The organism is Shinella zoogloeoides (assembly GCF_033705735.1).
Lineage (GTDB): Bacteria > Pseudomonadota > Alphaproteobacteria > Rhizobiales > Rhizobiaceae > Shinella > Shinella zoogloeoides_A.
This window is the reverse complement of the sequence record NZ_CP131131.1, coordinates 529098-541780: the sequence shown is the minus strand read 5'-3', so window position 1 is coordinate 541780 and position 12683 is coordinate 529098. Positions and strand designations below refer to the sequence as shown.

The window sequence follows — 12683 nt, the reverse complement described above, 5'->3', positions numbered from 1 at the left end:
GCCATTAGTCGAGAATGCGAAGCTTTCTGATTTTGTTGTAAAGTGTCTTGCGTGACAGACCCAGCGCTCGGGCTGTTTTCCCGCGGTGCAGCTTGTTCCGCCGGAGTGCATCAATGATCCACTCCCGCTCGGATAGATTTGTGGGTTCTGCGGGCGGCGGGCTCACTCCAAGCACTGCACTGATCCGATCTGCAGCGATCGCGACATCCGGAGGCAGGATGGCCAACTGTTCGACAACATGCCGCAGCTCCCTGATGTTTCCGGGCCAGGAATGACTTGCGAGTGCAAGAAATGCAGAGTTCTCGATGGCAAGAACGCCTGCAGACGCATCACCCCTCGTTTCCACTGTGAAATGATGGATCAAGGCCGGCAGGTCCTCCAGACGATCCCGAAGCGGAGGCAGTACCACTTCGAGGCCAGCAAAAGCGTCGCGCAGGCGAGAGGTCAGAAGACCTTCCGACGAACGCCTCCCGGCTGGTATCGTGCACGTGGCGATTATCTTCGCATCGGAACGGTTCGTCGTCGCGCCGTTGTGTGCGGTGTACGAACCCGACTCGATGAAATCGGCGAGTTTTTCCTGTTCCTCGACTGAGAGTTCGTTCACGTGAAGGATGACGAGCGAGGTCTCTGAAGCAGTTTCGAGCACGGAAATTCGGCGGCGGGTATCCTTGTCGGCATCCAGACCAAACAGCGCGATCGCATTCTGGCTTCCCGGAGACGGACGGCAAGGAAATACCACGGGCTTTCGATGTTTCCGGCCAGACAGGGAATGGACAAGCGATGCGACACGCCGCTTCCCGGCCCCCGCTTCTCCCGACACCAGTACGGGATTTGCTCCCGTTGCCAGGCGTTTTGCAGCGTCGAGCGACTTGTTCATCGTCGCAGACTGGGCAATCACTCCGTGCCTGTAACCATTGAGCTGGAGCCGGCGTTCGAGAAGATCGACCTTCTCGCGCAAGACGTGGATTGTCTTGAACCCCGAGGTCATTTCCAGGACCGAGGTCTCCAAAGGCACACGATCGAGAGATGAGCCCCCTATGAAGCCCTGCGTCCCAGTTTCCCTGCAGACATCCATGAGTTCCTCAGGCTTGGTGATCGGACCGCCCGCGAGCAGACAGACGACATTTCTGTCTACTCCATGAACGGTTCGGGCAATGTCTCTCGTCCTTGCCGCTAGCTCTGGCAGGCCTATCGAGGATGCAGACTGTGCCGTCTCTGCAGCGTTTAGGTTGAAGTTCATGGCAATGGCCTCAACGCCTGCTTCGACCATACGACGCGCTTCGCTCTGCGTACGCGTGTAGGCTATGGTCATCATTCCACGCTGTCTGGCTTTGACAAGGAGATCGACCTCTCTCTGATATCCAAGCTTGCTTTCCTCGAGAATCGCCCGGCGTGGGTCATCGAGGTGGATGACAGATGGGAAATTCGTCACACCAGCGAAACCCCACCGCTTCAATCGGTCGAGGAAGAGATTGATGTCCAACGTCGGATTGAATGTGCACGCGCCGAAGAACACCGGGAGCCGCGTACTGCGTAGGATCTCCGAACGACTAAACCCTTCGACAAAGGCGTTGCTGTCGCGTATCGGAAGGATCGATGCCGGAGAGGATCCACCCATTGCTCGAAAACGGCCGGCGTTCAATGCCAGAACGAAATCCGCTCCCGCCCTTTCGGCAGCGCGCGCCGTCATGCCGGAGCCAATGGCGGCCCCAAGCATGAATGATCTCGAATCGCTCAGAAACTGTCTAAGCTCGGAAATGGTGATCGATCCTCATTTTCAGCGGCAGCAGGATCGACCATTCAGCCCGAACATTCAACTCCAGCTTTTCGGTGCCTGGAAACGCGGCAGTGCCTTGCCATCACGTCCGAACACGTGACAATCCGAGGCGGCGACGGCCAGCGAGATCGGCCCTTGCCTGCCCACATGGAAATGATCGTCAGGGGAACGCGCCACGACGTTCTCTCCGAGAGCCGTCCCATAGAGATAGGTGGCGCTGCCCAGATGCTCGACAAAATCGACTTCGATGTCGACAAGCAGTTCGCCAGGATTGCCCGATGGTGCAATGAAGTCGTCAGGTCGGATCCCGAGCGTTACGGTCGCTCCCGGCCCTACCTCTTTCCCGTCGACCGGAAGCCAGCGACCGTTTGAACCCACTCCGATCTCCACCTGGCTTTCGTTCCTTGACTTGACCTTGCAAAGAAGGAAATTCATCCGGGGCGACCCGATGAAGCCAGCAACGAACTGAGTCGCTGGCTTGTGGTACAGATCATGGGGGCTTCCAACCTGTTCGATGCGACCGTCCTTCAGCACCACGATCTTGTCCGCCATCGTCATCGCTTCCACCTGGTCGTGGGTGACGTAGATCATCGTGTTTCCGAGCTGACGGTGCAGCTTTGCAATCTGCACCCGCATCTGTACACGCAACTCGGTATCCAGGTTCGACAACGGTTCGTCGAACAGGAACACTTTCGGCTCCCGAACAATTGCCCGTCCAATGGCCACGCGCTGCCTTTGTCCACCTGAAAGCTCCTTCGGCTTCCGGTCAAGCAGGTGCTCGATCTGAAGCAACTTTGCGGCGTTGCCGACCTTGACCGCGATTTCTTCCTTTCGCGCCTTTGCCATGCGCAGAGGGAACGCCAGATTGTCACGCACGCTCAAATGCGGATAGAGCGCGTAGCTCTGGAAAACCATCCCGAGGTTCCTGTCGGCCGCATCAACGCGGTTGACAACCTTGCTGTCAATTTTCAGCGTACCGCCGGAAATCTGCTCAAGACCGCCTATCATCCTGAGCAGTGTCGATTTTCCAGAGCCCGATGGCCCGACGAAAACGACGAACTCTCCGTGCTCGATCTCAAGATCTATGTCACGAAGGATTTCGAGACTTCCGTATGCCTTTCGAATACCATCAAGTTGAACGTCGGCCATGTGTTCCTCCTACAGATCCAGTGATGCGCCTCCTCAGCGCACTCCCGGTATTTCCCTGAGCGTTGCGATAGTGAAGTCGGGCGGCAGAAGCGTCGCATCCTCGACGGGCGGGACACCCGTCGTGACGAGGACCGAGCAGAGGCCAGCCTTCTTTCCAGCCTGGATGTCGGTTGGGATCTGATCCCCGATCATCAAGGTGGACGAACGATCGGTACCTATCCGCTTCAGCGCAGCTTCGATCATGTGGACTTCCGGTTTTCCGACGATGATCGGCTTGACGCGCGCGGCAGTCGCCACTGCAGTCAGGATTGCGCCGGCACCCGGCTCGAAGCCAGTAGGGGTCGGAAGAAGCAGATCGGGGTTCGTTCCGATAAGCAGCGCCCCCTTCAGGATTGCATCAACAGCGATCCTCATCTTCTCGTGTGTGATCTCCCGGTCCAGACCCATCACCACGACGGAAGGTTCATGTTCCGTGATTTCCAGATTGGCCGCGGCGATCGCCTGCTTCAAGGACGGAGCCCCGATGACAAACACGCGCGTCCCTTCGGGAAAGCGCTGCCTGATGAGCTGGGCAGCCGTGACCGCAGAGGTGACGACATTGTCGAGAGTCACATCGATTCCGAATGAGACCAGCTTGGAAACAACGTCCTCAGCCGTATGCGTCGAGTTGTTGGTCACGAAGCAGAATGGGATCCCTTCCGCTTGCCACGCCTGAAATGCCTTTACAGCATCATCAATAGGGGTCTTGCCTCGATAGACAACGCCATCGAGGTCCGACACTACGCCCCGGATCACGGGCCATGGATTGTCCAGCTTACCCATTCATCAACATCCCGCCGTTAACGTGTACGATCTGTCCAGTGATGTAGGTTGCCGCGGGCGTGGCTAGAAACACGGCCAAGCCTGCCACGTCCTCGGGCGTTCCAACACGGGCGAGAGGGATCCGCCCGGCGTGGCGTGCTTCCGTTTCCTCGCGGGGGCGTCCGTGCATTGGCGTATCGATGATTCCAGGCGCCACACCATTCACATTGATGCCAAGAGGTGCGCACTCGTATGCGAGTAGCTTTGTCAGGTCGTGAACCACAGCCTTGGAATAGCAATAGTCGGCACCGCCTGCCTGATAGTTGAACACGGCACCCTGCGAGGAAAGCGATGACCCGATGTTTACGATGCGGCCGCCGCCATCCTTCATGAACCGATTGACCACGAGCTTGGAGCAAAGCAGCACCGCACCGGAGTTGATCTCCATGGTCTTTTCAATCTTGCTAGTGTCACCGGACAGGAGCTTTTCTCCGGACTTGATGCCTGCGTTGTTCACGAGAACATCGATCCGGCCGAAGCGCTCAGCCACGGTGTCCATCACCCGGCCGATGTCTGCTTCGCTGGTCACATCCATCGACAATGCCAGTACGCGATCTCCACCCTCGATCGTGGCGAGCGTCCGTTCCAAGGCATCCTTGTTGGCATCCGTAGCAACGACGGTAGCGCCGCTTTCGAGAAATGCTCCGGTGATTGCGGCACCGATCCCGCCACCCGCACCAGTCACCAAGACCGTCTTGCCGGACATTTCAAAAAGAGAGTTTGTCATCATATCTCCAGAAGTGTTTTGTGATTGAGAAACTGATCCACCTCGACAGCCGAGGGCATGGCCTGCTGAGCCCCTCGTCGGGTCACGCAAAGCGCGGCTACCGCCATCGCCTGTCGTACGGCATCGCGGATCGAGGAGCCTGTAGCGAGCGCTGCAGCAAACCCACCGTTGAAGGCATCTCCTGCTGCAGTCGTATCGACCACGACTACGGGAAAGGCGGGAACGACGAACGTCTGGTTTCCGTCGGAGAAGAATGCTCCTCGTTCACCGAGGGTGATGAGAGCCGCCTTCGGGCCAAGCGACAGCAAGGCATCCGCAGCTTGCCGCGCCGCCTCCATCGACACGATCTCGATGCCCGTCAGTTCGAATGCCTCTGACTCGTTCGGAGTGACGAAGTCCACCTTCGACCAAGCGTCCCTCGTCAGCCCGTGACGTACAGGCGCAGGATTGAATATCAGCGTGAAGTTCCGCTCGCCCTTGAGATCGAACAGTCGCTCGAGCGCATCAGTCGGCAACCCCATCTCGGCGACGACGATCGCGTCTTCTTCGATATGATCGCAACCTGCTTCGATGATCTCCGGTGTCACCCGGGCGTTGGCGCCCGGATCGATGACGATCATGTTCCCGCCGTCGTCGCCAACCATCACCAGGGCGGAGCCAGAGACCTCACCGACCGCGATCTGCACGGCTTGGGTATCGACACCCGCAGAAACGAGTGACCGTAGAAGCTCCACTCCTGCGTCATCGTCACCGAGCCTGCTGAACAACCGCGGGGTAACACCCAACCGAGCCGCCGCAACCGCCTGGTTCGCACCCTTCCCGCCGGGGTTCCTGGAGAGAGACCCGATCAGGCTCTCCCCCGGTGTCGGAAGCCGCTCAACGTTGAAGCAGAGGTCCAGGTTGGTGGTGCCGAAGAATATGAGAGGTCTCGTGCTCATTTGACGGCTCCGAAGGTGAGACCACGTTCGAGGTGGCGCTGTCCGACGACGATCAGGATGACAGGCACGATCATGGTCACGACAAGACCCGCCGCCATGACCGGATAGAACTGCACGCCGGGATTGAGGAGCTTGAGCAGCGCCACCGTCACCGGAGCCTTCGTGGAGCTGAGCATCAGACCGAGTGCGAAGTTGTGCCACGCGAGTAGGAACACCAGGAGCGACGCGCCGATCAGCCCGGTCTTCAGGAGGGGAAGGACGATGTGCAGCACGATGCGGAAGGGCTTCGCACCATCGATTGCTGCGGCCTCCTCGATGTCCTTAGGGATGTCTTCGACATAGGAACGACTCAGCCAGACGATCATCGGAAGCGTTACGACTTGATAGACCCAGATCATCCCGATGTAGGTGTCATACAGGCCGATCGACTGGAACAGATTGAAGAGCGGAATGACGACAAGGAGAACGGGCGCAAACCGGAAACCAAGGATGAAGAACGCGACATCCTCCTTGAACGGCACGTCCCGTCGGGCGAGTACATATCCAGCAGGAACGCCGACGACGAGCGAGACAATCACCGAACCCAGCGCCACTATGATGCTGTTGATGATCGGGGTGAGAAAGTCGACCTTGATCGTCCCGTAGCTTGTGGCCCCAGCCTGCGCTACGTCGAAAAGAACGCGAAAGTTCTCCAGCGTGGGTGTGAAAATGAAGGTCGGAGGCCAGGCCATGACCTCGTTCTGATCTTTCAAAGCCATCATCACGATCCAGACCAACGGGAAGGCGAGGACCAAGGCGCAGATTGCGACCAGGAGATTCAGCACGAAAGATGTAAGCGGGGTGCGTGTGAAATCCATGAGTTCCTCCCTCAGTTCACGCGGCGGCGGACAGCCTGCCACAGCTTGACGGTCAGCATCGCTCCGATCAGCACGATCAGCCAGTTGACGACCATCATCGCCGCGCCTCGTCCGAACGTGAGATTTTGGAAGGCGGTGATGTATGCCTGAACAGAAAGTGCAGAGGTTGAGTTGCCCGGACCTCCCTGCGTGGTCCCGAAGATGATGTCGAACTGGTTGAACGACTCAATCAGGCGGAACAGGGCTGCGATCAGGATGTACGGCGCGACGAGTGGAAGCTCGATGTTCACGAAAGTCGCCCACGCCTTCGCGCCATTGATACGTGCGGCCTCTCGCAGATCGTCCGTGATCCCCTGAAGCCCGGCGAAGATAATGAGCGCGAAGAAGGGTGTGTAGGTCCACACATCTATGAGGATGACGGATATTAGCGAGGTTGCAGGGCTGGAAATCCAGGAGAATGGCCCGATCCCGACCAGGGAGAACAGGTAGTTGAGGATCCCGCTCTGCGGATTCATCATCGTCGTCCACATGAGCGCGACGCTCATTGGCGGCAGAACCAGCGGAAGGAGTATCAGAGGGCGCAGCCAGCGGGCCAACGTCACTCCGGATGCGAAGAGCTTCGCTATCATCAGCCCTAGAAGAGCCTCTATGAATACAGCTGAAACTGCGTAGACAACGGTTACTCTGACGCTGTTCCAGAATTCGCTCGTCTTCATCAGCGCAACGTAATTCGCGAACCCGACGAAGCGAACGACTGGTCGTCCAAGGCGAAGATCGGTGAGCGACTGATAGACTCCGTAGAAGAACAGAGCGAGGAAGCCTAGCAGGATAAGAATAGCGGGAGCGATTACGAGCAGGCTCACCCAGTCAACCTGACGTTCTGTGTGCTCGCCCTTGGTCGCCTCAGAAGCCTGTAGCGAAGGCGCGGCGCGCAACGCCACCACCTTTGAAACTTGGGTCGTCATGATAAACTCCAATCGTCCTGGAGACGGGGTGACGGCTCAGCCATCACCCCGGCCATTCTCAGAGGCCTGCTCGAATTTCTTCGGCCAGCGCGTGGAGAGTGGCTTCGACGTCGTCGCCGTTGACCATTTTCTGCATCGCGACGGCCCAGGCATTCATCGCTTCGCCAAATCCAACGCGGGGTGTGAAAGCAAGTGCCGCATGTTCCTGGGTGGCCTTGAAGCTTTCGACGAAGTTGTTGAATTCAGGCTGCGATGCGTAGTTCAGCCAGGTCTCGTCGCCCCATGTCGAGGCACGAGGGGGATTGACGAGCTTGCCTGCGACAGCGCCCGCCAGTGCAACCTTCTTCGAAGTCGCCCACTGGATGAAGAGCCATGCCGCCCCCTTCTTCTCCGATGCCGAGTTCATCGCCAGCGACCAGATCCAGATGTTCGAGCTGGGCCCCTTTGCATCTGGTGCGCGGAGCGGCGGTGCAAACGCGATCTTACCAGATGCCGGTTGGCCCTTCACGTCGTTCCAGAAGCCGAACATATTGGAGTCGATGGCCATTGCCGTGCGACCCGAGGAGATCCCGTCGACGACCTGGTACCAGTTATCGTTGGCGAAGGATGGCGCAGCGCACTTCTTGATCATGTCCACGTAGTCTTTGTGGAACGCGATCGATTCAGGGGAGTCGAGACCGGTATCCAACTTCCCGTCCTTCATCACCCAGTCCTGGACACCGTATGATTTCGCGATGGAAGCCACGGCGGTGTGAATGCTGGCCCAGAAGCGAACGCCACGGACCCCAAGCGGAGTGATCTGCGGGTCGGCGGCCTTCAGTTTCTCGCATGCCGCACCCATTTCCGTAGGTGTCGTCGGCACCTGAATGCCATGCTTTTCCAGGATGTCCTTGCGGTAGAATAACTGAATGTTCTCGAAGGCGTGCGGGATCGCCCATACCTCACCGTCGCCGCCCGCCGCGATCTGGCCGTCCTCCATCTCCCAGGTCAGGGCCGAACGCAGCGCCGGGAAGAAGTCGTTGTAGTCGTAAGACGCGTCGGTGAGCGCCGGATCGTTGAGATACTTACCCAAGGGCTCGAGGGCACCGCTTGGCGCGAGATCCCAAGCAGGCTGAATGCCGGTCCCCACAACGTCCCATGCGGGAGACTTCGTGGTGAGCTGGATGGTTAGCTTATTCCAGTAGGAGTCGTCCGGATAGAGTTCGGGCGTAACCTTGATTCCGGTGAGCTTTTCAAATTCCGGAAGTTCGGCACTCAGTGCATCGGCGTAAGGGTGAATGTCGTATGCCCAGGTGATCGTAGTGCCTTCGAACTGCCGCCAGTTCATGTCTGCGGCGATCGCGGAGGTCGACATTGTAACGGTTGTCGCCAGTAGCAAGACGCCGACCATGTTGTGTCTGGCAGCACGGCGCGCATGTGAGCAGAATGTGCTTATCGTGGAACGCATGTTTTCCTCCCAATGGAAAAAATCGATCATTCGAGGTCCACCACTCCATTCCCTGGTGAACCTTCGATGAAGGAATACGCGAGGGTCGGCGAAGCTAGGGGAAAAGCGGGAGGCGTTCTGGGTAAAGTTGGGTAACCCCCCAACTACCCCTTGTCCCAGCCTTGAGCCGGAACCTTGCAAGCGGATCTCTTACACGATCCTGAAAGTGCAACGCCACTCGAACTACGCAAGCGCGAAGTGCTTCTGCAGAGATGGTATAGTCCCCGGGCCAACTACTCGGGGCAGAGCAGGCAACTTTGTCTTAGGCGCAACCCTGGGCGAGGCGCTATCGGCACCAGTCCGCTGAGGACTGCTCAGCGATAAATTTTCCAGGCGTCTCGGTTGCCGTGTAGTGGGCTCTTAAAAGGAATCGAACTATCGGCCCGATCTTGAACCGAAAAATCTCATGCACAATCGTGAGATTGGATTCTATTGCAGGAAATGCCGAAAGCGGCTCAGGGAGAAGGCGAAAAGAGTCCCGCCGATCAAGAACATTGCGACAAGCTGAGGCCAGACCATGTCCAGTCCCGCGCCGCGGAACAGAACGGCCTGCGCCAGGATCACGAAATGCGTGTTGGGCGCCGCCAACATGATGAACTGGATTGGCCTGCCCCCTGAAAAGTGATCCTTCATGACGTATGGCTTATAAGCCTCAGAAGGACATTGAAATGGCAGCGAAAAGACACAAGGCAGATGAGATCGTCACGAAGCTTCGTCAGGTTGACGTGCTGAATGCACAGGGAAAGTCGATGGCGGAAGCGATCCGGTCGATAGGCGTAACGGAAGTTACATATTACCGGTGGCGGTCTGAATACGGCGGCCTGAAGGGCGACCAGGTGAAACGCCTGAAGGAACTGGAGGCAGAGAACGCACGGCTGCGGCGTGCGGTTTCCGATCTCACCCTGGACAAGATGATCCTTGCCGAGGCCGCCAAGGGAAACTTCTGAGCCCCGCCCGTCGCCGCGCTTGCGTGGATCATGTCACCGAGGAACTGGGTGTGTCCGAGAGACGGGCGTGCCAAGTCTTGGGTCAGCATCGTTCCACGCAGCGCAAGATCGCCAAGACCCCAGATGATGAAGCGGCGTTGACCGCCGACATCACGGCGCTCGCTCTCCAGTATGGCCGCTACGGCTATCGTCGCATCACGGCGATGCTGCACCAGGCTGGCTGGATCGTGAACGTCAAGCGGGTCGAGCGCATCTGGCGACGGGAGGGGCTAAAAGTGCCTCACAAGCAGCCCAAGCGCGGGCGGCTATGGCTGAACGACAGTTCGTGCGTCCGGCTGCGACCGGAATATCCTAACCATGTCTGGTCTTACGACTTCGTTGAGGATCGCACGCACAACGGCAGGAAAATCCGCATGCTCAACGTGATCGACGAGTTCACGAGAGAATGTATCGCCATCAGGGTCGAGAGAAAGCTGAAAGCCGTCGATGTCATTGACGTGCTTTCCGACCTCTTCATCCTGCGGGGTATCCCGACGCACATACGTTCCGACAACGGCCCGGAGTTCATCGCCAAGGCGCTACGGGAGTGGATCGCGGCGGTGGGCACCAAGACCGCCTACATCATGCCTGGCAGCCCGTGGGAAAATGGATACTGCGAGAGCTTCAACTCGAAACTCCGTGACGAACTGCTCAACGGCGAAATCTTCTACACGCTCAAGGAGGCGAAGATCATCATCGAAAACTGGAGACAGCATTACAACACCGTGCGACCCCACTCATCGCTAGGCTACAAGCCGCCGGCACCTGAAGCCGCCGTCTGGCCTCGCCAAAGCGGTCCAGCGTCAACGCCAGCGGTGGCCAGAAGACCGAGCATGCACTAACTTTCCAAACGGATCACCCAATGGGGGCAGGCCAAGAGCCGTGAGCTATCGTACCATTCTCCTGAACTTGGACATCGATCGACCAGTCAAGCCGATTGCACATGCTGCGGTCGAGCTGGCATCGCAAGTAGGCGCACGGGTGATTGGTCTGTGCGCTGCCCAGCCCCTCCTCTCTCCGTTCGCCATGCAAGCGACCAGCTTCGCAGCAACGAGCGCCATGCAGCAAATGTACAGGGACCTTGAAGATCGCATGGAGCAGGTTCATCAAGAGTTTCGTGCCGCGGCGGCCGGTAGGGTCGAACTCGAATGGCGTGCGGAGATTAGCGCGCCCACCGAGGCAATTGTTGAAGCTGCCCGCGCCGCCGACCTGATTTTCATGACTGCAGCAGAAGGTGCGCATTCAGGGGATTCATATAGTACCGCTGATCCAGCCGGCGTCACACTGCGCGCCGGCCGTCCTGTGCTGGTAGCGCGCCGCGCCGCAGAACCGATAGCGTCAGGCAAGATCGTGGTCTGCTGGAAGGACACACGCGAGGCGCGGCGTGCCGTGGCCGATGCCATTCCTTTGCTTTCCTTGGCCCAGGACGTGATCGTCGTTTCGGTCAGCTCCGAGCCCGACGCTTCGCTGCGAAAGAGCAATGCGGACGTCGTCTCGTACCTCGCCCGCCACAACGTGAGAGCCAGATCCCATATCTCTAAAAGCGCGGATGAGACGATCGGCCTGCTGCAATTTGTCGATCAGAGCGGTGCGGATCTCATAGTGTCGGGCGCATATGGACATAGTCGCCTCAGAGAGTTGGTATTTGGCGGGATCACCCGCTTTCTTCTCGATGAAAGCAGCCGAAGCCGGTTCATGTCGTGCTAGAAGGTATGGACGGAACCAGCCTGTTGCCGTACCGCTCCCGGCCACATGAAGAAGACCGCCGGGCTCCACGCCTCAACCCGCCGCCATGCGACCCGGTCTGGGTCAAATAGACTGGTCGCCCTCGACAACCCGACAGGCTATTCCGAAGTAACGATGCGGGCGAAATGAGCCGCATCTCCGAGCACATCCGGGGCCGGCGCGCCGTCTCGCCGTTCCGCGAGCCCGGCGGATGAGGGCGCCTCACTGCCGCAGAACAGCTCAAACAGCAATCCCATAACCGCCTCGGCACGGCCATCGGCGATGGAATAGTAGATCTGACGCGATTCCCGGCGTGTCTTGACAAGGCCGGCCTGCCGAAGCTCCGCCAATTGCTGGGACAGCGCCGGCTGCTTGATGCCGAGCGCCTCTTGAATGTCACTGACCGAGCTTTCCTCGCGTGCGATCTGACATAGCAGCATGAGACGATTGGCGTTGCTGAACTGGCGCATGAAATCTGCCGCTTCCGGCGCCTTGGCGATCATCGTTTCCAGCGAAACGCTCGCTGCCCCACTCATGCCCGCTTCTCCCGATAATACCAGGCCTCGCCCGCACGCAGAGCGCCATCGTCCTCGTTGGCAAGGGGTACCTGCTCGAGAAGAGTCTCGCCTGGTCGCCACCCTTCGGGCGTCGAGGCCTCCTCGCGCTCGGCCGTTTGCAGGGCCGCAACGAGGCGCAGAAGCTCATCGACCGAGCGCCCGACATTCATCGGATACCAGACGATCGCGCGCACGATGCCGTCCGGGTCGATGACATAGGTCGCCCTGACGGTCGCGCTGCTTTGTGCGGTCCCGTCGATCATGCCGTAGGCCTGCGCGATCACCATGGCGCTATCCTCGACGAGTGGGAACGTGACCTTCACGCCGAAGCGTCCCTCGATGTCGCGTAGCCAGGCGATGTGGGAATAAAGGCTATCCACGGAAAGGCCGAGCAGAGCGCAGTCGAGCTTCTCGAATTCCGGTGTCGCGCGCGCGAGTGCGATGAATTCGCTGGTGCAAACCGGCGTGAAATCCGCCGGGTGCGAGAAGAACACCAGCCAGCGCCCACGGAAGGCCGACAGCGTAACAGGACCTGCGGTGGACCGCGCGGCGAATCCGGGCGCAGCCTCGTCGATACGCGGTGGGCGGGCTGAGTGGGTGTTCGTTTCCGTCATGATCGCATTCCTGGGTGCAGGCCGGGCGTCCGTGATAACGG

General features: G+C 58.9%; 13 protein-coding genes. 2 read left to right on the top strand and 11 right to left on the bottom strand.

Features of this window, described 5'->3' with window-relative positions; translation table 11 throughout:
* Nucleotides 1–4: 4 nt before the first annotated feature.
* The 9 genes from ShzoTeo12_RS20225 to ShzoTeo12_RS20185 all read right to left on the bottom strand — a co-directional run bounded on the left by ShzoTeo12_RS20225 (nucleotide 5) and on the right by ShzoTeo12_RS20185 (nucleotide 9393).
* Complete coding sequence (locus ShzoTeo12_RS20225; RefSeq protein ID WP_318914333.1) at nucleotides 5–1759, bottom strand: phosphoenolpyruvate hydrolase family protein; 1755 nt, start codon at nucleotides 1757–1759, stop codon at nucleotides 5–7.
* A 54-nt stretch (nucleotides 1760–1813) separates the two neighbouring features.
* Complete coding sequence (locus ShzoTeo12_RS20220; RefSeq protein ID WP_119254703.1) at nucleotides 1814–2926, bottom strand: ABC transporter ATP-binding protein; 1113 nt, start codon at nucleotides 2924–2926, stop codon at nucleotides 1814–1816.
* Between the two features lie 33 nt (nucleotides 2927–2959).
* Nucleotides 2960–3748 carry an HAD-IIA family hydrolase gene (locus tag ShzoTeo12_RS20215; protein ID WP_119254702.1) on the bottom strand — a complete coding sequence of 263 codons (789 nt, stop codon included), beginning with the start codon at nucleotides 3746–3748 and terminating at the stop codon, nucleotides 2960–2962.
* A complete protein-coding gene (locus ShzoTeo12_RS20210; RefSeq protein WP_318913888.1) occupies nucleotides 3741–4517 on the bottom strand; it encodes an SDR family oxidoreductase in 777 nt (258 codons plus the stop codon). Before ShzoTeo12_RS20210 ends, ShzoTeo12_RS20215 begins: the two co-directional genes overlap by 8 nt.
* Nucleotides 4514–5452 (bottom strand): ribokinase, encoded by a 939-nt coding sequence (locus ShzoTeo12_RS20205; protein ID WP_119254701.1) that lies wholly within the window; start codon nucleotides 5450–5452, stop codon nucleotides 4514–4516. The genes ShzoTeo12_RS20210 and ShzoTeo12_RS20205 overlap by 4 nt, the downstream gene beginning before the upstream one ends.
* Nucleotides 5449–6309 (bottom strand): carbohydrate ABC transporter permease, encoded by an 861-nt coding sequence (locus ShzoTeo12_RS20200; RefSeq protein WP_119254700.1) that lies wholly within the window; start codon nucleotides 6307–6309, stop codon nucleotides 5449–5451. Before ShzoTeo12_RS20200 ends, ShzoTeo12_RS20205 begins: the two co-directional genes overlap by 4 nt.
* A gap of 11 nt (nucleotides 6310–6320) precedes the next feature.
* Nucleotides 6321–7274 carry a carbohydrate ABC transporter permease gene (locus ShzoTeo12_RS20195; RefSeq protein WP_119254699.1) on the bottom strand — a complete coding sequence of 318 codons (954 nt, stop codon included), beginning with the start codon at nucleotides 7272–7274 and terminating at the stop codon, nucleotides 6321–6323.
* Nucleotides 7275–7332: 58 nt separating this feature from the next.
* Nucleotides 7333–8751: a sugar ABC transporter substrate-binding protein gene (locus tag ShzoTeo12_RS20190; protein ID WP_318913884.1), complete on the bottom strand. Its 1419-nt coding sequence runs from the start codon at nucleotides 8749–8751 to the stop codon at nucleotides 7333–7335.
* A gap of 438 nt (nucleotides 8752–9189) precedes the next feature.
* On the bottom strand, nucleotides 9190–9393 hold the full coding sequence (locus tag ShzoTeo12_RS20185) for a hypothetical protein (protein WP_318914387.1): 204 nt from the start codon (nucleotides 9391–9393) through the stop codon (nucleotides 9190–9192).
* A 35-nt stretch (nucleotides 9394–9428) separates the two neighbouring features.
* Between ShzoTeo12_RS20185 and ShzoTeo12_RS20180 the strand changes: the two genes are divergently transcribed.
* A protein-coding gene (locus tag ShzoTeo12_RS20180; RefSeq protein ID WP_318912063.1) for an IS3 family transposase occupies nucleotides 9429–10588 on the top strand; the annotation gives its coding sequence in 2 pieces (ribosomal slippage) (nucleotides 9429–9693 and nucleotides 9693–10588; 1161 coding nt in all).
* Nucleotides 10589–10628: 40 nt separating this feature from the next.
* Nucleotides 10629–11453, top strand: a complete 825-nt coding sequence (locus tag ShzoTeo12_RS20175; protein ID WP_119254959.1) for a universal stress protein — start codon at nucleotides 10629–10631, stop codon at nucleotides 11451–11453.
* A gap of 137 nt (nucleotides 11454–11590) precedes the next feature.
* Here the strand turns inward: ShzoTeo12_RS20175 and ShzoTeo12_RS20170 are convergent, their stop codons facing one another.
* Complete coding sequence (locus ShzoTeo12_RS20170; RefSeq protein ID WP_318913882.1) at nucleotides 11591–11974, bottom strand: metalloregulator ArsR/SmtB family transcription factor; 384 nt, start codon at nucleotides 11972–11974, stop codon at nucleotides 11591–11593.
* A gap of 29 nt (nucleotides 11975–12003) precedes the next feature.
* Nucleotides 12004–12642 (bottom strand): peroxiredoxin, encoded by a 639-nt coding sequence (locus tag ShzoTeo12_RS20165; RefSeq protein WP_119254668.1) that lies wholly within the window; start codon nucleotides 12640–12642, stop codon nucleotides 12004–12006.
* Between the last annotated feature and the right edge of the window lie 41 nt (nucleotides 12643–12683).